The sequence below is a fragment of the Pseudomonas sp. UBA1879 genome, assembly GCF_002338065.1.
GTDB lineage: Bacteria > Pseudomonadota > Gammaproteobacteria > Pseudomonadales > Pseudomonadaceae > Aquipseudomonas.
This window is the reverse complement of the sequence record NZ_DDHJ01000009.1, coordinates 38,984-59,862: the sequence shown is the minus strand read 5'-3', so window position 1 is coordinate 59,862 and position 20,879 is coordinate 38,984. Positions and strand designations below refer to the sequence as shown.

Annotated in this window: 25 protein-coding genes; 12 read left to right on the top strand and 13 right to left on the bottom strand. The window is 59.3% G+C overall.

The window, feature by feature from the left end:
* Window positions 1–213: 213 nt before the first annotated feature.
* From B3N48_RS09290 to B3N48_RS09280, 3 genes are read right to left on the bottom strand one after another with little or no spacing between them, the layout of a single operon-like run.
* On the bottom strand, window positions 214–843 hold the full coding sequence (locus tag B3N48_RS09290; RefSeq protein ID WP_296182407.1) for an SOS response-associated peptidase: 630 nt from the start codon (window positions 841–843) through the stop codon (window positions 214–216).
* 51 nt (window positions 844–894) lie between these two features.
* The gene (locus B3N48_RS09285) at window positions 895–1,155 is read right to left on the bottom strand and encodes a DUF2007 domain-containing protein (RefSeq protein ID WP_296182404.1); all 261 of its coding nucleotides are present in this window, start codon (window positions 1,153–1,155) and stop codon (window positions 895–897) included.
* The gene (locus B3N48_RS09280) at window positions 1,155–1,346 is read right to left on the bottom strand and encodes a CPXCG motif-containing cysteine-rich protein (RefSeq protein ID WP_296182401.1); all 192 of its coding nucleotides are present in this window, start codon (window positions 1,344–1,346) and stop codon (window positions 1,155–1,157) included. The genes B3N48_RS09285 and B3N48_RS09280 overlap by 1 nt, the downstream gene beginning before the upstream one ends.
* A gap of 115 nt (window positions 1,347–1,461) precedes the next feature.
* Between B3N48_RS09280 and B3N48_RS09275 the strand changes: the two genes are divergently transcribed.
* Window positions 1,462–2,625: a 1-acyl-sn-glycerol-3-phosphate acyltransferase gene (locus B3N48_RS09275; protein WP_296182398.1), complete on the top strand. Its 1,164-nt coding sequence runs from the start codon at window positions 1,462–1,464 to the stop codon at window positions 2,623–2,625.
* A gap of 204 nt (window positions 2,626–2,829) precedes the next feature.
* On the opposite strand, the gene B3N48_RS09270 is transcribed toward B3N48_RS09275, so the two are convergent.
* Window positions 2,830–3,099 (bottom strand): hypothetical protein, encoded by a 270-nt coding sequence (locus B3N48_RS09270; RefSeq protein WP_296182395.1) that lies wholly within the window; start codon window positions 3,097–3,099, stop codon window positions 2,830–2,832.
* A gap of 138 nt (window positions 3,100–3,237) precedes the next feature.
* On the opposite strand from B3N48_RS09270, the gene B3N48_RS09265 reads away from it, so the two are divergent.
* A complete protein-coding gene (locus tag B3N48_RS09265; RefSeq protein ID WP_296182392.1) occupies window positions 3,238–3,441 on the top strand; it encodes a hypothetical protein in 204 nt (67 codons plus the stop codon).
* 169 nt (window positions 3,442–3,610) lie between these two features.
* Here B3N48_RS09265 and B3N48_RS09260 read toward each other — a convergent pair whose 3' ends face one another.
* Entirely contained in the window at window positions 3,611–4,192 is a 582-nt protein-coding gene (locus tag B3N48_RS09260; protein WP_296182391.1) for a YajG family lipoprotein, read from the bottom strand.
* A gap of 231 nt (window positions 4,193–4,423) precedes the next feature.
* Between B3N48_RS09260 and B3N48_RS09255 the strand changes: the two genes are divergently transcribed.
* Both B3N48_RS09255 and mqo read left to right on the top strand, forming a co-directional pair.
* Window positions 4,424–4,657, top strand: coding sequence for a hypothetical protein (locus B3N48_RS09255; protein WP_296182389.1), 234 nt, complete (start codon window positions 4,424–4,426; stop codon window positions 4,655–4,657).
* A gap of 729 nt (window positions 4,658–5,386) precedes the next feature.
* On the top strand, window positions 5,387–6,892 hold the full coding sequence (mqo, locus tag B3N48_RS09250) for a malate dehydrogenase (quinone) (protein WP_296182386.1): 1,506 nt from the start codon (window positions 5,387–5,389) through the stop codon (window positions 6,890–6,892).
* Window positions 6,893–6,988: 96 nt separating this feature from the next.
* On the opposite strand, the gene B3N48_RS09245 is transcribed toward mqo, so the two are convergent.
* The 4 genes from B3N48_RS09245 to B3N48_RS09230 form a co-directional block, all read right to left on the bottom strand.
* On the bottom strand, window positions 6,989–7,450 hold the full coding sequence (locus B3N48_RS09245) for a hypothetical protein (protein ID WP_296182384.1): 462 nt from the start codon (window positions 7,448–7,450) through the stop codon (window positions 6,989–6,991).
* 246 nt (window positions 7,451–7,696) lie between these two features.
* Entirely contained in the window at window positions 7,697–7,984 is a 288-nt protein-coding gene (locus B3N48_RS09240; protein WP_296182382.1) for a PA4642 family protein, read from the bottom strand.
* Window positions 7,985–8,052: 68 nt separating this feature from the next.
* A complete protein-coding gene (locus B3N48_RS09235; protein ID WP_296182380.1) occupies window positions 8,053–8,538 on the bottom strand; it encodes a hypothetical protein in 486 nt (161 codons plus the stop codon).
* A gap of 77 nt (window positions 8,539–8,615) precedes the next feature.
* A complete protein-coding gene (locus B3N48_RS09230) occupies window positions 8,616–9,173 on the bottom strand; it encodes a hypoxanthine-guanine phosphoribosyltransferase (RefSeq protein WP_296182378.1) in 558 nt (185 codons plus the stop codon).
* A 198-nt stretch (window positions 9,174–9,371) separates the two neighbouring features.
* Here B3N48_RS09230 and upp point away from each other — a divergent pair, with 198 nt between their 5' ends.
* Both upp and B3N48_RS09220 read left to right on the top strand, forming a co-directional pair.
* Complete coding sequence (gene upp / locus B3N48_RS09225) at window positions 9,372–10,010, top strand: uracil phosphoribosyltransferase (protein ID WP_296182376.1); 639 nt, start codon at window positions 9,372–9,374, stop codon at window positions 10,008–10,010.
* On the top strand, window positions 10,010–11,290 hold the full coding sequence (locus B3N48_RS09220; protein ID WP_062386967.1) for a uracil-xanthine permease family protein: 1,281 nt from the start codon (window positions 10,010–10,012) through the stop codon (window positions 11,288–11,290). Before upp ends, B3N48_RS09220 begins: the two co-directional genes overlap by 1 nt.
* Window positions 11,291–11,816: 526 nt before the next feature.
* On the opposite strand, the gene hemH is transcribed toward B3N48_RS09220, so the two are convergent.
* Together hemH and B3N48_RS09210 are read right to left on the bottom strand one after the other, a co-directional pair.
* Window positions 11,817–12,842 carry a ferrochelatase gene (gene hemH / locus B3N48_RS09215; RefSeq protein WP_296182367.1) on the bottom strand — a complete coding sequence of 342 codons (1,026 nt, stop codon included), beginning with the start codon at window positions 12,840–12,842 and terminating at the stop codon, window positions 11,817–11,819.
* A 14-nt stretch (window positions 12,843–12,856) separates the two neighbouring features.
* The gene (locus B3N48_RS09210; RefSeq protein ID WP_296182364.1) at window positions 12,857–13,759 is read right to left on the bottom strand and encodes a TIGR01777 family oxidoreductase; all 903 of its coding nucleotides are present in this window, start codon (window positions 13,757–13,759) and stop codon (window positions 12,857–12,859) included.
* A gap of 301 nt (window positions 13,760–14,060) precedes the next feature.
* Between B3N48_RS09210 and B3N48_RS09205 the strand changes: the two genes are divergently transcribed.
* The 6 genes from B3N48_RS09205 to B3N48_RS09180 all read left to right on the top strand — a co-directional run bounded on the left by B3N48_RS09205 (window position 14,061) and on the right by B3N48_RS09180 (window position 19,288).
* On the top strand, window positions 14,061–15,047 hold the full coding sequence (locus B3N48_RS09205; protein ID WP_296182362.1) for an NAD(P)/FAD-dependent oxidoreductase: 987 nt from the start codon (window positions 14,061–14,063) through the stop codon (window positions 15,045–15,047).
* Window positions 15,044–15,259 (top strand): TIGR02450 family Trp-rich protein, encoded by a 216-nt coding sequence (locus tag B3N48_RS09200; protein WP_296182360.1) that lies wholly within the window; start codon window positions 15,044–15,046, stop codon window positions 15,257–15,259. The genes B3N48_RS09205 and B3N48_RS09200 overlap by 4 nt, the downstream gene beginning before the upstream one ends.
* Before the next feature lie 237 nt (window positions 15,260–15,496).
* Window positions 15,497–16,477 carry a YbgA family protein gene (locus tag B3N48_RS09195; RefSeq protein ID WP_296182358.1) on the top strand — a complete coding sequence of 327 codons (981 nt, stop codon included), beginning with the start codon at window positions 15,497–15,499 and terminating at the stop codon, window positions 16,475–16,477.
* A 3-nt stretch (window positions 16,478–16,480) separates the two neighbouring features.
* Window positions 16,481–17,410: a MerR family transcriptional regulator gene (locus tag B3N48_RS09190; protein WP_296182357.1), complete on the top strand. Its 930-nt coding sequence runs from the start codon at window positions 16,481–16,483 to the stop codon at window positions 17,408–17,410.
* Window positions 17,411–17,422: 12 nt separating this feature from the next.
* Entirely contained in the window at window positions 17,423–18,868 is a 1,446-nt protein-coding gene (phrB, locus tag B3N48_RS09185) for a deoxyribodipyrimidine photo-lyase (protein WP_296182355.1), read from the top strand.
* A 105-nt stretch (window positions 18,869–18,973) separates the two neighbouring features.
* Entirely contained in the window at window positions 18,974–19,288 is a 315-nt protein-coding gene (locus B3N48_RS09180; protein ID WP_296182353.1) for a YkgJ family cysteine cluster protein, read from the top strand.
* Window positions 19,289–19,442: 154 nt separating this feature from the next.
* Here B3N48_RS09180 and B3N48_RS09175 read toward each other — a convergent pair whose 3' ends face one another.
* The gene (locus B3N48_RS09175; protein ID WP_296182351.1) at window positions 19,443–19,961 is read right to left on the bottom strand and encodes an acyloxyacyl hydrolase; all 519 of its coding nucleotides are present in this window, start codon (window positions 19,959–19,961) and stop codon (window positions 19,443–19,445) included.
* A 113-nt stretch (window positions 19,962–20,074) separates the two neighbouring features.
* A complete protein-coding gene (gene murI / locus B3N48_RS09170; RefSeq protein ID WP_296182348.1) occupies window positions 20,075–20,875 on the bottom strand; it encodes a glutamate racemase in 801 nt (266 codons plus the stop codon).
* Window positions 20,876–20,879 lie beyond the last annotated feature (4 nt).

Below are 20,879 nucleotides of genomic sequence, written 5' to 3'. Positions count from 1 at the left end.
GTTGGAAGAATAAGCATCTGTATGTTCAGTTGCCGTGGGGCAAGCGGGGCTACCGAGGTGGAACCCAGGTCATCAGGTGCGCAACAAAATCTATAGGAGCCGGCTTGCGGGCGAATGCTGAGGGTCAGTCAACACATCTGTGGCTGATCCACCGCATTCGCCAGCAAGCCGGCTCCCACAGGTTCCGCGCACAGCCTGGATTAGGCGCACGCCTTACAACGGCGTCAAACACTCCGGCGCGTTGAGCTTCGGATCATTCACCAGATTCGCCAAGGGCCGCTCACGCAGTTGCATCTGCGGCGCGGCCAGTAGCGATTGCAACGTTGGCATCGAGGCTTCGGCGTCGAGCCATGCGGCTTGCCCTTCGGCATCAAGGATCAACGGCCGACGCTGGCTCATCGCAGCCTGCGTCACCACAGCCACGCTCAGATACGTATGGCCTTGCACCGGATAGGCTTCCCAGATCGCCGCAAAAAACAGCGCCGAACCTTCCCCAGGCGTCAACCAAAAAGGCCGCTTGCGCACCGTTCCACGCCATTCATAGAAGCCGTTGGCGGGCAGCAGACAGCGCCGCTCGCGAAACGCCTGCCGAAACATCGGCTGCTCGGCCAGGGTTTCAGCTCGCGCATGAGCAGGGGTACGCGACATGTCCGTCAGCCACGGCGGGGTCAGCCCCCAACGGGCCCGAGCCAATTCCCGGCCACCCTCCCCGTCTTGTGCTGCTCGCATGATCAGCACCGAGTCGGCGGGCGAGATGTTCCATTGCGCCTGCTGGTCCGTCGGGAACCCAGGCAAAGCCGCGAATGCGGGCGTCCAACGAAACAGCGCATAACGTCCACACATGGGCTCAGGGCAACTCTTCTGTAAAACGATTCAAACGACGCCGCGCCGAACTCAGCACAACAACACGTCCGGGTAACTGTCGGGTTCATCGCCCGACAGTGGAAAGGCGCCATTGTACTCAGTGATCAACTGGCGCGCCCGTTCGGCCTGCTCGTCGTTCACGGCCAGCCCCAACAGACCGAATACCGGCAACTCGCCAATTCCGCCGAGCAGATGACGCCCGGTGATGTGGGACTCGATGCCTTCGCTGGCAAGCATGGCCTGCAACAGCTCACCTTCCATCATGTTTTCCGGCTCGTAGATTTTGCGCATTAGTCGTTCTCGGCACGGACTTCCAGATCCCATTGTTCGCCATCGGTTTCAAGATGAAATTCGATCGGGCGACAGCACACGTGACAGTCTTCGATGAAATGATTGTCACCTTCCGAAAGGTCCAGCACCGTTTCCCCCGGCTCGCCGCAATAAGGACACTCATAGGGTGCTGCGGGTTGTATTTCGTGCATCACAGTCTCCGAGAGCAGTTTTGCGTATAATCGCCAACTCGTTTGCAGGTCAGGTTTGAGTCTTCATCAACAGCCGACCTACCCTTACCCTAGCCGTTTCCAACAAGAGAGCATGATGGGCGAATTCGATGCCATCCGACCGTACGACGACACCGAAGTAAAAGCCGTACTCAATCGGCTGCTGGGTGACAAGGCGTTCCTCGCGATTCTCACGCATTTCCGTTTTCCACGTCTGGCGGGCACCCTCGGCTGGATTCTGCAGCCTGCCATCGCGCGCAAGCTGCGCCGTCAGTTCGCAAACATCGACTCTGTCGCCGCCTTGCAGGACAAAGTCGAACATTACGTCGACCATACAATCGAGCGCGCCACCGATGGTGTGACCTACACGGGCGTCGAGCAGTTCAAGTCCGGCGTGGCGTACCTGTTCCTCGCCAACCACCGCGATATCGTGATGGACCCGGCGTTCGTCAACTACGCCGTGTATCACGCCGGACTGCCGACGCCGCGCATCGCCATCGGCGACAACCTGCTGCAAAAGCCCTTCGTCAGCGATTTGATGCGGTTGAACAAGAGCTTCATCGTGCACCGCTCCATCACCGGACGACGGGAAAAGATGGCGGCCTACCAGCTGCTGTCGGCTTACATCAATCACTCCATTCGCAACGACTGTGCCTCGATCTGGATCGCACAGGCTGAAGGCCGTGCCAAAGACGGCGACGACCGCACCGAGTCAGCGATCCTCAAGATGTTCCATATGAGTCGCAAGGACGAGCCGTTTGGTGAGGTGATTCAGTCGCTGAACCTGACGCCGGTGTCGATCAGCTACGAGTACGACCCGTGTGACCATGCCAAAGCCCGCGAGCTCTACATCCGCGCCACCACCGGCAGCTACACCAAGGCACCGGGTGAGGACGATGTCAGCATCGCCTTGGGCATCACGGGCTACAAAGGCCGCGTGCACGTCAACTTCGCCCCGCCGATCAGCGAAGTGTTCGAGGACACCAAGCAATTGGCGATCGAGATGGACAAACAGATCCTCGGCGGCTACCGGCTGTTCCCGGTGCATTACCTGGCGTACGCGCAATGGGCCGATGCCGACCCGAGCCTCAATGTGCCGACCGCTGCCGAGGTGTTCCCCGCCGACGAGTTGGAGCGAGCGAAAGAGGAGTGGCAGCGTCGTCTGGACGGTTGCCCCGAAGAGCACCGTCCGTACCTGGTGCTGCAATACGCCACGCCAGTGCGCAATCAGTACCGGGTCAAGGCGGGATTGCCGCTCTGATGACTGTCCCATGAAAAAACGGCGCCTGAGCAGGCGCCGTTTTGTTCCCCGGACACATGGCACCCCGGCGATGCAAAACGTGTAGGAGCCGGCTTGCTGGCGAAATCGGTGTTTCAAGCACTATTGAAGTGCCTGACCCGGCGCTTTCGCCAGCAAGCCGGCTCCCACATGGTTCCGTGCGAAAGAGAGGTCGAATATCGGCCGCTAAATCTTCGTACTCACCCACGACAACACCAGCGCGAACGCCAGACACCCGGCCCCGATCCGGTAGCTCAGGCGAATCAGGCGCAGGGTTGGCACGTCCATCAGGTGTATCGGTTCATCGATGGGGGCCTGTTCGGTCAAGTTGTTAAGGTGCGCGATTTCCCGCTGTTCGCGGCTGCGGGTGCTGTACAGCAGCCAGACACCCGGCCCCGCCGCCAGCAGCGCGAGCAGATTGATGACCATCCCGGGGGAATGCTGGATCAGCGACATGGGGCCTCGATGGCGCCGAATCAGGGACGCCGCGTGCTCGATAGGATCTGAGGCCCACGTTATCGCCTGTCACCTTAACGTCACCTGAACCGGTCAATGTGTAGCCCCTCGAACGCCCTACCCACCCCGGAGCCTTTCATGCTGCACGCTCATAACCAGGACCGCCTCTACCTCATCGCCCCCAGCGACGAGCAACAAGCCTTGATCGACGGCCTGGCCTTCAACGTTCAGGACCGGCACTGGTTGGTCTATTGCGCATTGGGTGGGCATCAACACATCGACCTGCCTGAAGCGGATCTGATAACGGGTTTCAGCTTTCTGGATTTCTATCAGGCGGCGTGATCACTGACTGCCGCTACGGTGTGAGCATCGCTCACGATGCGCACGTTCAGGCTCGGCTGTGATGACTGGCGCACCGCATCGAGCAAGCTCACGCCCGCAACACGTGCACTAAGATGAAAAAGCCCCGGCATCTTTCGATACCGGGGCTTTTTCGTACCCACCGCGCGAGTTACTGACCCAGCATGCGGCCAATCGTCTGATCCTGGAACAGACGGGTCAGCGCGTCGCTCAGGACATCGCCGATCAGTTTGGTGTTGGTTTCTTCATTGGGTGCCATGCCGAAACGCTGGTCCAACGAGGCTGCATAACGACCGCTGTAGCTGCGGCCATTGTTTTGCACATCGGCACGGAACGTCGAACTGATGTTCGCTTCGGTCACGTACATGCCTTCTTTAGGCGACTGATATTTCAGATCTGCCAGCGTGACAGTCAGCTGAGGGCCATTACCGCCCTGGACCGGCGTAAAGCCGAGCAAACGCACAGCAGCTTCGGCTTGAGCCTGAAGTTGCGGGAGCAGTTGCTGACCATTGACAGTGATCGAGCTGGTTTCCGGATACAGGCCACCGCGCGTGCCGAGGGTCTGCGAAGGACGTCCATCGACGACTCGAACGACCACTTGCTGGCCGTGACCGACAGGCGCCAGTTGCGCGTTCAGCTTCGGTTGCGGGTTAAGTGATTGCGGGCTGTGGGCGCACCCCACCAGCGTCAGACTGCCGACTGCAAGCAAACCGAACAAAACACGACGCAACATGCTCATCTCTCCATGGGTCAAGGCACAAATAGTGCCGCAGTATAACGACCTCCCGAGGCCGCTCACTAGCGTAAAGATACGACAAAGCGCCCCTGTCACGGTTCCCATACCCGACGCCGTGGCGCTTCATAAAAAGTCACGTCCAGACTTCATCGCGAAACAGCAACGTCATAGCGATGTCATCGACGCACGACATACTTTTCACAACCACCCAAGCAAGGAGTCCTCGCCATGGACTTTCTCTGGTCCCTGTTCCCGCTTCGCCGCCGCCATCGCCACTACGCTCGCCTGGACACTTCGGGTATCTGCCTGTCGTTCAAGCACTGCGCCATTGCCCCGCAAGGTCGCGAGTGGGTGGAAATCCATGAGCCGAAACTGAGCTGGCTGCACCATCCGTTGCCAGCCAATGCGCGCGTCACTCCTGGCGTGCGTGCGATTACCGCCCGACAATTGCTCAGTATCTGACCGAACGGCGAATAAAAGTCATTTTTCCTGGATCAATTCTGCGCGTTTCATCGCTATAATCTCCCCCCGATTATAAGGACGTCTCCTGATCGGGCCTCGCAGCACCGCTGATTGCCAAAATCGGCACCTCCGTATCGCCCACAGAGAGCCTTCCACACAGACATGTGCAGCCCGGTGTGCCGCCTTGCGAGCGTGAAAGTGTCGACTGACTCGAACCTTTCCCGCGCATCATTGCCCACACTGTGTTCGAACCTGATCTGTCGGTGCTGCCATCGCGCAGCGCCCTTTTTGAGGTTCGCGTCTCCAAAAGAGCGTGAAAAAAACGGGTTTTCACAACTTCACAAGAGTGTGGCGAGCAAATGAATAGTTACGCGTTTGTACATGCACCATTAGCGTCTGACCCAGCCCCCTTGCACAGGACCCCTTGCAGCGCAGCCTCCGCAACCGGAGCTTGAAGCCTGTCCGCTACGGATTGGCTGCATGACCCGGATGCCTTGACGATGGTCGAATGGCTGTCCAGGCCAGAAAATGCGTTCATGCTTTCCATAAACGCATCGAACAGGCCCCAAGGCGTGCGCTGACATGCAAAAAATTGCGAAGAATCGGACATGACGCTCCCGGTCGGGCGGTCTGAGGCATGGCGTGAACACGCGCCGCCCCCCCCCCCGGCAACTGACCTCGGGAGCCCATGCCGTCAATTTGGTGCAGCAGATTTTTGGAGACGCGTTAATGGCGCAGAACGAAGCAGTCGATGTAGTACTGGTCGGAGCGGGCATCATGAGTGCCACCCTCGCCGTACTGCTCAAGGAGCTCGACCCGAGCCTCAAAGTCGAGGTCGTCGAGTTGATGGATTCCGGTGCCGCCGAGAGTTCCAACCCCTGGAACAACGCCGGCACGGGCCACGCAGGCTTGTGCGAGCTGAACTACACGCCGGAAGCGGCGGACGGCTCCATCGACACCAAAAAAGCGATCCACATCAACACCCAGTTTGAAGTCTCGAAGCAGTTCTGGGCCTACCTGGCCCGCAAGGGCACGTTCGGCACGTCGCGCTCGTTCATTACGCCTGTCCCGCACCTGAGCTACGTCGAGGGTGAAAAAGGCGTGGCGTATCTGAAAAAACGTTACGAGGCGCTGCACACGCACCACGCGTTTTCTTCGATGGAATACACCGAAGACAAAGCCAAGCTGGCCGAGTGGATGCCGCTGATGATGCCCGGCCGCCCGGCGGATCAGAAGATCGCCGCGACCCGCGTCATGCATGGTACCGATGTGAACTTCGGCAACCTGACCAATATGTTGCTCAAGCATCTTTCGAACGCTCCTGATGCGCAGGTCAAATACTGCAAGCGCGTCACCGGTCTCAGCCGCAAGGGCAGTGGCTGGAGCGTGACCGTAAAGGACGTCAACAGCGGCAGCACGCGCGAAATCGACGCCAAATTCGTATTTCTGGGCGCAGGTGGCGCGGCATTGCCGTTGCTGCAAATGTCCGGCATCGAAGAAGGCAAAGGATTTGGCGGCTTCCCTGTCAGCGGCCAATGGCTGCGTTGCGACAACCCGGAAGTGGTCAAGCGCCACCAGGCCAAGGTGTACAGCCAGGCTGCCGTGGGTTCGCCACCAATGTCGGTACCGCACCTGGACACCCGCGTCGTTGACGGCAAAACCTCTCTGCTGTTCGGCCCGTACGCAGGCTTCACCACCAAGTTCCTCAAGCATGGCTCGCTGATGGACCTGCCGTTGTCGATCCGCGCTGCCAACATCGCGCCGATGCTGGCAGTGGCCCGCGACAACATGGACCTGACCAAATACCTGATCAGCGAAGTGCGGCAGTCCATGGAACAGCGTCTTGATGCCCTGCGCCGCTTCTACCCAGAGGCGAAAGCCGAAGACTGGCGCCTGGAAGTGGCCGGTCAACGGGTGCAGATCATCAAGAAAGATCCGAAGAAAGGCGGCGTTCTGCAATTCGGTACCGAACTGGTCTCGGCCAAAGACGGTTCCCTCGCCGCGTTGCTGGGAGCCTCGCCGGGTGCTTCGGTAACCGTGTCGATCATGCTCGACCTGATTGACCGCTGCTTCCCTGAAAAGGCCAAAACCGAATGGGCCGCCAAGCTGAACGAAATCTTCCCGGCTCGGGAAAAGGCCTTGGAAACCGACGCGCAACTGTATCAGCGCATCAGCGCCCAAAGCGACGAGAGTCTGGACTTGGTGTCCAACAGCCCGGCCGCCAGTTTCGCTTGATTCAGGGATTGTCCTGAATCAGTGAGATCACTGAGGGCCCCGCCCACGCAGCGGGGCTTTCAGTTTTGACGTCATGCGCCCTGCACGACGCTCACATCACTTCATCGAGAACCTGACGGTGTAGCTGCTCAGCGACCCAGTACCTGCGGTGACCATCGCATTGCACTGCGCAGATGCCGTGCCGACGGATTGTCCGGTGGCGCTCTTAGCGATATTCGGTTTGAAACCGAACCAGCTGAACTGCGTCTCGTGGGCCATCCTGAATACGCAGACTTTCCCATCCTGGCTGGCATAGCGGAAGGTAGCGGAATCGTTGCGTGGGTTGTTCAAGGTCACATCGAATCGACGCCCGCTATCCTCAGCTCTCAACCCGTATTCGTCTCGTATCGCCGCGTCCTGGATCCAACTGGCGTGGGTCATGCTCAGGTCCTGATGCCCATCGTTCCAGACTTTGACGACGACCTTCATGGTCTTGGGATACGCCGCGTGAACCGCAGGCAGGGTGGTGATAGCGGCCAGCGCCAGACAGGCGCCGATAACACGTTTGGTTGCTTTCATTTTCGAATTCCTTTTCGGTTGACGCGCCGAGCTTCGTGCTCCGCAGCCGATGTGTCTTCTGACACGAACCCCAGTATGAAGCGTGTTTTTTTCCAGAAAAGGGGGAACGACGGAATCAAACGGTAGGAATTGGAATCGCAGGTTGTAGCGCGGATATACACCAGCGATACAGACCGCAGCACTCCGCGTGTCCGGCCGCGACGACGACGGGCGCCAGAACGGCGCCCGTTTGAAGGACCTGGCGGATCAGCCCCGCGCTTTCTCGATCAGCTCGATGTAGTCCTGGGCATTTCGCTGATCCTTGATCAACGCGATGAAGTCGTTGCCATGTTCATCTTTGCCATCCAGGTCGTAGCCGGCTTCCTTGAAGAACACCAGAAAACGTTCGAAGTCGTCGATGCGCAGGCCACGGTAACCCTTGATCAATTTGTGCAGCGACGGCGACGTGGCATCGACAGGCTCGAAATCCAGGAACAGCTTGATCTGGGCATCGCCAATTTCATCGCCGATCACCTGCTTCTTATCTTTACGCATTGCTGACTCCAACTGACGTGCGGGACATTTTCACGGTCGGGCAGTTTACCCCTCGCCCGTCCGCGGGCTCAACGCGCGCGTACGTTGCCGGTGTGCAAGTCAGCCCAGACGTGCCCGTTGGCATAGCTGAGGAACTGGCAGTACACCTTTTCATTGCGCAACAGGTCCACTAGCACGCGGTACTGGCTGGCAGGGTAATAGAGGGTCAAGGTGCGGCTCGGCTCGTCATACGCCGGTTTTTTCAGGCTTTTGCTTTCGCCGTCGAAATGAATGAGGACCTCAGAAATAGTCGCGCCCTTGTTCATGGACTTGCCCTTGAGGCGCAGGCTGAGGGGCGACGTGATGGGAATGGGTTGCTGATTCGACTGGCGCTGGCTGCCGACGACGATGGTGTAGTCGGTGATTTGCAGCAACTGCTGTTGCTCTGGTTCGCCCTGGCGCACGGACAGTTCGTCGGGGGGGAGGTATTGAGCGTGCATAGGCTCGGCGAGTGCCGGGAGCGGCAGGGTCAACAGCAACATCAACGCAGCTTGACTACGAAACGATAACGTCATGGGTGCCTCCCGGAAAAAGTGGGAAGCACTCTAGCATGTGATCTGCCGGGCTCACTCATACCTGTGCAGGCTGTGAGTTACATCCCCTTCACGGCATAGATCCCGGCAGCATTGCGCCAGTAGCCTTTGTAATCCATGCCGTAGCCGAAGATGTAGCGGTCGATGCACGGCAGGCCGACAAAATCGGCTTTCAGGTCAGGACGCGCCTTGCGGTTGTGGTCCTTGTCGATCAGCACGGCAGTGTGAACGGCACTGGCCCCTGCGTGTTTGCAGAAGTCGATGATCGCGCCCAACGTATGCCCTTCGTCGAGAATGTCGTCGATGATCAGCACGTCGCGGTCGATGAACGAGACTTCAGGTTTGGCCTTCCAGAACAGCTCGCCGCCGCTGGTTTCGTTGCGATAACGGGTGGCGTGCAGGTACGACGCTTCCAGCGGGAAGTTCAGGTGAGTCAGCAGCTTGCCCGCGAAGATCAGCCCGCCGTTCATCACGCAAAAAACGACGGGGTTGCGGTCGGCCAACACGCTGTTGATCTGCTCGCCCACGCGGGCGATGGACGCTTCGACCTCATCGTTCGTGTACAGGCAGTCAGCCTCGCGCATGACTTGACGGATATGCTCGAGATCAGCGGACATGACGCTCTCCAAGGGGGCAGTGTGAGGAAAAGCGGGCAAAGGTACGCATCCGCCTTGGTCAGAGCAAGCTTTTCTGGACTAACGTTGGACTGACGTCCCGTCGATGTAAGAAGCGTGAACCTAACCGGTAAGACAAATTACAGCTGAATAGATTAATCTAAGCCGTTTTTTTTGCCCGCCCGCTGGAGCTTTTCCTTTATGCCCATTCGTGAGATCCGCCATCCGCTGATCCGTCACAAGCTCGGCCTCATGCGCCGTGCCGATATCAGCACCAAGAATTTTCGTGAACTGGCGCAGGAAGTCGGTTCGCTGCTGACCTATGAAGCGACCAAGGACCTGCCGCTGGAAACCTACGACATCGAAGGCTGGGCGGGCACTGTTCAGGTCGAGAAGATCGCGGGCAAGAAGATCACCGTTGTACCGATCCTGCGCGCTGGCATCGGCATGCTAGAAGGCGTGCTCAGCTTGATTCCGGGCGCCAAGGTCAGTGCCGTGGGCGTTGCGCGAAACGAGGAAACCCTCGAAGCCCACACCTATCTGGAAAAACTCGCACCGGAAATCGACCAGCGTCTGGCGCTGATCATCGACCCCATGCTCGCGACGGGTGGCTCGATGGTCGCGACGATCGATCTGCTGAAAAAAGCGGGCTGCCGCGACATTCGCGCCATGGTGCTGGTGGCCGCGCCGGAAGGCATCGCTGTCGTCGAGAAGGCCCACCCGGACGTGCAGCTTTACACTGCGTCCATCGACCAACGCCTGAATGAACACGGCTACATCATTCCGGGCCTTGGCGATGCCGGGGACAAGATTTTCGGCACCAAGCAAAAGGACGCCTGATGAAACAGGACGAGTTCAACGATCCGCTGTGGCGCACCGTACTGTCGGGCGCGCAAATGCTGTTCGTGGCCTTTGGCGCTCTGGTGCTGATGCCGCTGATCACCGGGCTCGACCCGAACGTCGCGCTGTTCACCGCCGGTCTCGGCACGCTGTGCTTTCAACTGGTGACAGGCCGTCAGGTGCCGGTTTTCCTCGCCTCCAGTTTCGCGTTCATCACCCCCATCATTCTGGCCAAGGGCCAATTCGGCCTGGCGGCGACCATGGGCGGCGTGATGGCGGCGGGCTTCGTCTACACCTTCCTTGGCCTGGCGGTGAAGATCAAAGGCACCGGATTCATTGATCGCCTGCTGCCGCCTGTGGTGATTGGCCCGGTGATCATTTCCATCGGTCTTGCGATGGCACCCATTGCCGCCAACATGGCCATGGGCCGCACAGGCGATGGCGCGGCGGAGCTGATTCCCTACCACACGGCCATCGCGATTTCGATGGCAGCGCTGCTGACTACGCTGATCGTCGCGGTGTTCGGTAAAGGTATTTTTCGTCTGGTGCCGATCATTTCCGGCGTGCTGGTGGGTTTTGCGCTGTCGTTCTATTTTGGCGTGGTCGACGTGGCGAAAATCGCCGCAGCGCCATGGCTGGACATCCCGCATTTCACTGCGCCGGAGTTTAACTGGCAGGCGATTCTGTTCATCGTCCCCGTGGCGCTGGCACCCGCTATCGAGCACATCGGCGGCGTGATCGCGGTGGGCAGCGTGACAGGTCGTGATTACCTGAAGAAACCGGGTCTGCACCGCACCCTCCTCGGCGACGGCATCGCGACCACGGTCGCTGGCGCCTTCGGCGGGCCACCCAACACGACGTACGCCGAAGTCACGGGTGCGGTAATGCTGACTAAAAACTACAACCCGAAAATCATGACTTGGGCTGCGATTTTCGCCATCGCCTTGGCCTTCATCGGCAAATTCGGCGCGCTGCTGCAGAGCATTCCCGTACCGGTGATGGGCGGAATCCTGTGCCTGCTGTTCGGCTCCATCGCCGCCGTGGGCATGAACACACTGATTCGCCACAAGGTTGACCTGGCCGAAGCGCGCAATCTGGTGATCGTCTCTGTGACGCTGGTGTTCGGCATCGGCGGCGTCCTGATCGGCACTGGCAACGGGCCGGACGACTTTGGCATGAAGGGCATTGCACTGTGTGCGGTCACAGCGATCCTGCTAAACCTGATCCTGCCGGGCAACGATGCGTGGAAGAACAAGCATCTGGATGATCAGTTGCCGTAGGGACAGCGGTGCTACCAAGGTGGAATCCAGGTCATCAGGTGCGCCACAAAATCTGTGGGAGCCGGCTTGCTGGCGAATGGGGTGGTTCAGTCATGAAGATGTCGACTGACACTCCGCATTCGCCAGCAAGCCGGCTCCCACAGTGGAAGAACAAGCATCTGGATGATCAGTTGCCGTAATGACAGCGGTGGTACCAAGGTGGAATCCAGGTCATCAGGAGCGCCACAAAATCTGTGAGAGCCGGCTTGCTGGCGAATGGGGTGGTTCAGTCATGAAGATGTCGACTGACACTGCGCATTCGCCAGCAAGCCGGCTCCCACAGTGGAAGAACAAGCATCTGGATGATCAGTTGCCGTAATGACAGCGGTGCTACCAAGGTGGAATCCAGGTCATCAGGTGCGCCACAAAACCTGTGGGAGCCGGCTTGCTGGCGAATGGGGCGGTTCAGTCATGAAGATGTCGACTGACACTCCGCATTCGCCAGCAAGCCGGCTCCCACAATAGAGAACATCAATCGCGCATTGCCTCAAACCATCGCAGGCGCACGCTCGCACAGCGTATTCAACGCCTTGGCCCAATTCGGATCGTCGTTGAGACAGGGAATCAGCACCAACTCCTCGCCCCCCGCCTCTTTGAACTGCTCCGCGCCGCGATCGCCGATCTCTTCCAGGGTCTCGATGCAATCCGCCACGAACGCCGGGCACATGACCAGCAGCTTCTTCACGCCCTGCCCTGCCAGTTCGGCCAAGTGCGCCTCGGTGTAGGGTTCGATCCACTTGGCGCGACCCAGCCGGGACTGAAACGACACTGACCACTTGCCATCGGGGATGCCAATCAGCTTGGCGAACTCGGCGGAGGACCGCATGCACTGCGCTCGATAGCAGACTGCAAGCACTTCCGGCGACGCTGTCTGACAGCAATTGCCGTTTTTGAAGCAATGGTTTCCCGTGGGGTCGAGCTTGGTGATGTGCCGTTCAGGCAGACCATGAAAACTCAGCAACAGGTGGTCGTAGTCCTGCTCCAGATGCGGTTTGACGCTCTGCACCAAGGCATCGAGATATTCCGGCTGATTGAAGAACGGCGGCAGCAGTGCCAGATCGAAGCTCAGCCTTTTATCGCGAATCACACGCCGCGCTTCTTCCACCACGGTGGTCACGGTGCTGTCGGCGAACTGCGGGTACAGCGGCGCCAGCGTGACTTTTTTGATGCCCTGCGCCGCTAAGCGGGTCAGCACCGTTTCGATCGACGGCTCTCCATAGCGCATTGCCAGCTCGACGGGGCCGTGGGTCCATTCCTTCGTCATGGCCTGCTGCAGACGTTTGCTTAACACCACGAGGGGCGAGCCTTCGTCCCACCAGATCGACGCATATGCGTGGGCCGACTGCTCCGGCCGTTTGATCAGAATCAACGAAACCAGTAAACGGCGTACGGCCCACGGCAGATCGATAACGTAAGGGTCCATCAGGAATTGATTGAGGTAGCGGCGAACATCCGCAACGTCAGTGGAGGCTGGCGAACCCAGGTTTACCAGCAGCAACGCGTGATCGGTCATGCAACACCTTGTGGTCAATGGCGGTCTGTCAGGTTTTCCAGGGCCGCGCGCAGGTCGGTGAATCGGAATGTGAATCCGGCTTCCAGCAATCGGTTCGGGCGAGCGCGCTGGCCGCCCAACAGCAAAATCGACAATTCGCCCATCAGCACCCTCAGCGCTACCGCTGGCATGGGCACGAACGCAGGCCGATGCAGGACCCCGGCGAGTGTCTTGGCGAATTCGCGATTACGAACCGGTGATGGCGCGCAGGCATTATAGGGACCCTGAGCGTCTTCGCGATTCAAGAGAAAATCAATCGCGGCGATTTGATCATCGTAATGCACCCACGGCATCCACTGACGACCGTTGCCGATCGGGCCGCCCATGCCCATTTTGAAGGGCGGCAACAGGCGCTGCATCATGCCGCCCTCGCGGGCCAGCACCAGGCCGGTTCGCAGCAACACCACACGAATGCCAAAGGCCTCAGCGCGTTGAGCGGTTTCTTCCCAAGCGATGCACAGGCGGCTGGCGAAATCTTCACTCACCGGCGGCGAGGTTTCATCCAGCTCACGCTCGCCGCCATCGCCGTACCATCCGACAGCAGACCCCGAGATCAACACGGCAGGCTTTTGCTCACGGCGTTCGAGCCAAGTGATCAGCTGTTCAGTAAGCGTGATGCGACTGTCCCACAGCAGCATTTTGCGCTTGCGGGTCCAGGGGCGATCGGCAATAGGCGCGCCGGCCAGATTGATGACGGCATCGATCCGCTCATGGCCAAGCTCGTCGGGATGGGCGATGCCGCGCACACTGGCGCCGCATAAACGCGGCACATCGCCGGGCTTGCGGCTCCACACGGTGATTCGGTGGCCTTGATCGAGCCAGTGTCGGCAGAGGCCCCGACCTATCAGGCCTGTACCGCCGGTCAGCAAGATGTGCATGTCTGTCTTCCTCGCGTGGCGTTCGTCGCAAATCAGTAGTCTATTTCTTCACAAACAACGGGCTTGTGAACGGAGCGTAGGCCACGCTATAGAGAACGGCATGCGATCTGTACGTTCGATTAATCCGTTCGCACAGTTGAACGAATGGGAGCAGACGTCACACTTAACGGCGTCACACTCGAGCATGAACAGGGAATGATCCACGTCCTGAACGTCGAAGGACGAGAACTTATACCAAAAAACAGCATTGTACAGGTTTTGACGACGGCGTAGTCTGTGCAGACAAGGTAACGAGGCCCCTATGACTGTACCCATCGCAATCATCGGTACCGGTATCGCCGGACTCTCAGCCGCCCGGGCACTGCAAGCCGCAGGGCATGGCATTCACCTTTTCGACAAAAGCCGAGGCAGCGGCGGGCGCATGTCCAGCAAGCGCAGCGATGCGGGTGCGCTGGACATGGGCGCGCAGTATTTCACGGCCCGTGACCGTCGCTTCGCTGCTGTGGTTCAGCAGTGGCAGGCCGAAGGTCATGTCGACGAATGGAAACCCAAACTCTACAACTCCCAGGGCGGGGTGCTGAGCCTGTCGCCGGATGAGCAAGTGCGTTGGGTCGGCACGCCGCGCATGAGCGCTATCACCCGCGCGATGCTCGGCGACATGCCGGTCACGTTCTCTTGCCGTATCGCTGAAGTCTTCCGGGGCGAAGAGCACTGGAACCTGCTCGACGCCGATGGCCGCAGCCACGGGCCGTTCAGTCAGGTGGTGATCGCCCTCCCCGCTCCCCAGGCGACAACACTGTTGGCCGCTGCACCCAAACTCGCGAGCGTCGTGGCCGGTGTGAAAATGGAACCGACCTGGGCCGTGGCTTTGGCGTTCGATACACCGCTGGAAACGCCACTGGAAGGCTGTTTCGTACAGGACAGCCCCATCGACTGGCTCGCCCGCAATCGCAGCAAACCGGGGCGTGAGAGCGCGATGGACACGTGGGTGCTGCATGCGACCAGCGCCTGGAGCCGTCAACACCTGGACATGCTTCGGGAGCAGGTGATCGACCATCTGCACGGCGCCTTTGCTGAGCTGATCAACTGCTCGATGCCCGCTCCGGCGTTCACGCTGGCCCACCGCTGGCTGTACGCCCGACCGGCAGGCGGTCGTGAAGTCGGCGCGCTGTCCGATCCGGATTTGGGCCTCTACGTGTGCGGCGACTGGTGCCTGTCCGGCCGTGTGGAGGGGGCTTGGCTGAGCGGTCAAGAAGCCGCGCGGCGCTTGCTCGAACACCTCAAGTGAACCGCCTCAACCCGCGCAAATTGCTGCTGTCGAAATGGACAGCAGCCCATCCTCTCCACCGCGAAAAACACTTTCTGGTGACTGAACTCTTCCGCGATGAAGAGGGTACGGTGCTGGAAATCGAACTTCAGGCAGTGCTGACTAAACGCAGCGAGCGTTTGGCTTGGCAGGCCTTGCAGGACGGCGAACGCTGGTTGATGGGCTGGAAGTGATCGGCTTCCTTTCCGACCGATTGAAGTGCGTCATGCTGTGTCGGAGTGAGCTAGCTCGCCATGACGTCAGCTGAGCTCTCAACGCGGCGCCCTAAATGACGCATCGCAAGCAAGCTCACTTCTACAGGCGGTCGATACTTGTACAAATTGATTTGACTTGTACAAGACCAAATCTATGATGAACACACGTTGTACAGCGTTGTCAGTCTGTACAAGAAAGTTCATTGAGGTTTGCCCATGTCTACACCCGCCCATCAACCGCCGGAGCAATCACCCAAACCGAAACTCGGCGTCAGCGCTTGCCTGATGGGCGTCGAGGTTCGATACAACGGCGGGCATAAGGAATCGCATCTGCTCACCCGCGCGCTTCATGAGTATTTCGATTTTGTTCCCGCGTGCCCTGAAGTGGCGATCGGCATGGGCATTCCTCGCGAGGCGATTCGGCTGGTAGGAGACCCGGAACACCCGCAGGCGGTGGGTTCCGTCCGTGCTGACTTGAACGTGACTCAACCGCTGGCCGACTACGGCGCGCATATGGCTGAGGAAATGAGTGACATCTGCGGCTATATCTTCATGCAGAAATCGCCCTCCTGCGGACTGGAACGCGTCAAGGTTTATCGCGATAACGGGGCGCCGTTCGATGCGGGCGGTCGCGGGATCTACGCCCAGGCTTTTTGCGCCCGTCATCCCAATCTCCCGGTGGAAGAAGACGGCCGTCTGAACGATCCGGTGCTGCGCGAGAACTTCATCACCCGCGTCTACGCCTACGCCGCCTGGCAACAATTGGTCAAGGTAGGCGTGACCCGCCGCGCGCTCACCGAATTCCATTCCCGTTACAAATACCAGCTGATGGCCAACGACCCGATCCAGTACAAGGCGTTGGGCAATTTGCTGGGCAATATAGGCCGCGGCGATCCCAACGACATCGCGCCGCGCTATTTCAGCGACCTGATGAGCGCCCTGAAAAAACCGGCTACACGCCGCACTCACACCAATGTGCTGCAACACATCTGTGGGTATTTGCGCGAAACCATCAGCACGGCCGACAAGCAGGAAATCCAGACCGTCATCGGTCAATACCGCCAGGGCATTGTGCCGCTGGTAGTACCGCTGACGCTGCTCAAGCATCACTTCCGCCAACACCCGGACCCCTACATCGCACTACAGGTGTACCTGCAACCGCATCCGGAAAACCTCAGCCTGCGTAATGCCATTTAAACCATGAAAGAACATGAATTGCTGAACGACACGCAGGACTACGCCCACGCCCTTGAAGAAGGCTGGCTACCGATTCGCGAAGTGGCCCGTCTGACCGGTGTGAACGCGGTCACACTGCGTGCCTGGGAACGTCGGTACGGCCTGATCGTTCCCCATCGCACCCCCAAGGGCCACCGCTTGTACAGCACGGCCCATGTAGACAGGGTGTTGACGATCCTCACCTGGCTCAACCGGGGCGTGTCGGTCAGTCAGGTCAAGCAGTTGATCGATCATCAGCAGCCACCGCCGCCAAGCCTCGAGAACGACTGGGATCAGCTGCGGCAGACGTTGCTGCAGGCGATCACCACATTGTCCGAGCGGCGCCTGGACGACACGCTCAATCAGGCCATGTCGCTTTATCCGCCGCGCACTCTCTGTGAACAATTGCTGCTGCCGTTGCTCGCGAACCTGGAACAGCGCTGGCAGGGCCAGTTCGGCACGCAATTGGAGCGGGTATTTTTCTACTCCTGGTTGCGCAGCAAATTCGGCGCGCGCCTCTACCACAACAATCGTCAAGTCAGCGGCGCCCCGCTGTTGCTGATCAATCAGTCCGACGTGCCGCTGGAGCCGCATCTGTGGCTGACCGCGTGGCTCGTCAGCAGCGCCGATTGCCCTGTGGAAGTTTTCGACTGGCCGGTGCCGTCAGGGGAGTTGAGCCTGGCGTGCGAACACCTGAAGCCGCGCGCGGTGCTGCTGTATTCCAGCAAACCGTTGAACCTGAGCCAGCTGCCGCGACTGCTCAACAGCATCGACTGCCCGAAATTGATCGTAGGCCCGTCGGTGCGCATCCATTCGGCCGAGTTGTCCGGGTCTGTCAGTGAGATTCACGGACTGACCCTGGCCGAAGACCCCTTGACTGCCCAGACCGCCCTGCAACGTCTGGACCTCATTTAAGGATTGAACAGCATGCAATTGATCTGGCTGCGCACCGACCTTCGCGTACACGACAACACGGCCTTGAGCGCTGCCATGAAGCAGGGACCGACGCTGGCCGTGTACACGATCAGCCCTGCGCAGTGGCAGAGCCATGATGATTCGCCCAACAAAGTCGACTTCTGGCTGCGCAATCTGGCGGTGCTGAAGCAGGCGTTGAGCGCCCTCAATGTGCCGCTGCTGATTGTTCACGCCGACACCTGGGGCAAAGCCCCGAAAGCGTTGTTGAATCTGTGCAAGGCCCATGACATCGAGCATGTGCACGTCAACGAGGAATACGGCGTCAATGAAGACAATCGTGACAGGGCCGTCAAAGCCGAGCTGGACAAGCACAGCATCGGCTTTACACGTCATCTCGATCAGTTGTTTTTCCCGCCAGGAAGCGTGCTGACCAAGACCGGTGGCTACTTCAAGGTCTACACCCAGTTTCGAAAAGTCTGTTACCAGCGCATGCACCACTCCATGCCGTCGGTGATTCGCCTGCCCACGAAGCAGTCCGCGCTGCACGTCAAAAGCGATGCCGTGCCCGATCATGTGAAGGGTTTTGCGACGCCCTCCGACACCATTCGCAAGCTGTGGCCAGCAGGCGAGGATGAGGCGCGCAAGCGTCTTGAACACTTCACCGACGACCAGGTGCATTACTACAACGACGAGCGCGACTTCCCGGCCAAACCCGGCACCAGCCAGCTGTCCGCATACTTGGCGGCGGGTGTGATTTCGCCCCGCCAATGCCTGCACGCTGCCCTGCGCAGCAACAACGGCGAGTTCGAAACCGGCAACGTCGGCTCGGTCACCTGGATCAACGAGCTGCTGTGGCGCGAGTTTTACAAACACGTGCTGGTCGGCTTCCCTCGGGTCTCTCGCCACCGTGCGTTCCGCCCTGAAACCGAGGCGTTGAAATGGCGGCGCGCTCCAAAGGATCTGGAAGCCTGGCAACAGGGTCGCACCGGAATTCCCATCGTCGATGCGGCGATGCGTCAGCTGCTGAACACAGGCTGGATGCACAACCGCCTGCGCATGATCGTGGCAATGTTCTTCACCAAAAACCTTCTGCTCGATTGGCGAGAGGGCGAGCGATTTTTCATGCAGCACCTGATTGACGGGGATCTGGCGTCGAACAATGGCGGTTGGCAGTGGAGTTCGTCGACAGGCACTGACTCGTCCCCGTATTTCCGGATTTTCAACCCATTGAACCAGTCTGAGCGGTTCGACCCGCAAGGTCTGTTCATCAAATATTGGGTGCCCGAGCTGAAAGACCTGAGCAAACGCGACGTTCATAACCCGTCTTCCTTGGGCGGGTTATTCGGCGTCGAGGGCTACCCGACGCCGATAGTCGACCTCAAAGACAGCCGCGAGCGCGCACTCACCGCATTCAAATCCCTGCCCCACCGACAAGCAGAGACGCAGGCGCATGAATGAAGCCTTGCGCGATTACGCCCGGCGCTTTGCGGACGTTGCTAGCATGAGACCAGCGTCCGTCAGAGCAGCCCCCGGCGCACCGTTCGCTGCATTACACTGCGGCCCATGACTGTCATCCCTCTGCTTCAACTCCCCGCCGAGCCCGAGCCTTCGGTCACGTGCTCGACCTGTGCGGCCTGCTGCTGTCAATTGGAAGTGATGCTGATCACCGACACGGGCGTGCCTGAACGCTTCATGGATACTGACGATTGGGGTGGCGAGGTTATGTTGCGTCTGGACGATGGCTGGTGCGCGGCGCTGGACCGCGACTCCATGCGCTGCACGATCTACGACCGTAGGCCGCTGATTTGCAGAGAATTCGAGATGGGTTCGCCGGAATGCATCACCGAGCGGGAAGGGATTGCAACGGCGTATGTGTGAACAGCGCTCGTCAACTGTAGGAGCATGGCTGTCTCGCGATCGGCGGGGTCCATCCACAGCGTGTCATACACACTGCGTTGGCCGGTTCGCTGCCGCTTCGCAGCAGATCGCGGGACAAGCCACGCGCCTACAGTCAGTGACGATCGAACGGTAGTTAGAACGGCATCGTGTAATGGATGGCGTAGCTTTCGATACCATCGTTGTTGGTGGTCATGCCGCCGTTGGAGTAGTGAGTGGCACGCAGGCCGACTTCGTGACCACCGGCGAAACGCAGACCGAAGCCCAAGCGATCTTCGAACTGGAACGCGCTGCCCAGTTTGTTGCCTTCAACTTCGGTGCGCTGAAAAACGGCGGCGCCGATACCGGCCTCAACGTAGGGCTTGACGCTGTCGCCCGCGAATTCATAAACGAAAACCGGGGAGAACGACAGGCTGTTGTTGCTCGCGTTCTTGTCACCTTCCCAATAGGTGTAAGCGCCGCTCCAGTAACCGGTCAAACGACCGACACTGGTCTGCCACCAGCTTTTGTCCCAATCAAACTGCGCGCCCAAACGATAGGTCATCGTCGATTCGCCGGTGTGCCCCACCGAGAACTCAACCCCATCTGCTTGTGCAATCGCACTTTGCCCCGACAACGCGGCCGCAATCGCAGCCAAACACAACAGTCGCTTCATCTGAAACATCCTATTAATGAATGCAGTTAGAAATTTCTTGTATCAACAGACTGGCTATAGAAATCTGCCGGTGAGCATAAGTTCAGCGCTGACAGGCGCATTTCACGTTTTTTTCACGAGACGAAGCTTCGCACACTGTCAGATTTTTTCCATAGTAACGGTAGGATGTTTCTGAAATTATCCGGACTTCCGCTCGTCCAGAACTGAGTGGGCCGGGGTCTGCCACTGGCGAGGAGGTCGCGTTGACTGAGCAACCGCTGAAGCTGACGCGCTACCGCAGCTCCGGTGTCGATCAGGGTGATCGACGCCGGAATCATCTCGCGCAGCAGCGGCTTCAGGAAGGGATAGTGAGTGCAACCGAGGATGATGGTGTCGCAACCCGCTGCCAGCAAGGGCTCCACATAGCCTTGCAATAACTGGCGAATGACCGGGCTTACCAAGTCGCCGGTTTCGATCAGCTCCACCAGACCGGGACAAGGCTGCGTGATCACCTGCACGTCGGCGGCAAACCGGTCGAGCAAGGCTGCAAACTTAGCGCTTTGCAACGTGCCAGTAGTGGCCAGCACGCCGACGACGCCGCTTCGGGTCGCGGCGGCCGCCGGCTTGACCGCAGGCTCCATACCAACCAAAGGCCAGTCGGGGTAGCGCTGACGCAAATCGGCGACACCGGCCACGGTCGCGGTATTACACGCGATCACGAGCGCTTTTGCGCCCTGTTCGTGAAAAAACTCGGCGATATTGATACAACGCTGGCGAATGAATTCCGGCGTCTTCTCACCGTAGGGGATATGCCCGCAATCAGCGACGTACAGGAGCGATTCGTTGGGCAGCAGTTGGTGAATCTCGCCAAGCACCGACAGGCCGCCGACACCGGAATCGAACACCCCTACAGGCGCGTCGCTGTCTCTAGCCATGCTC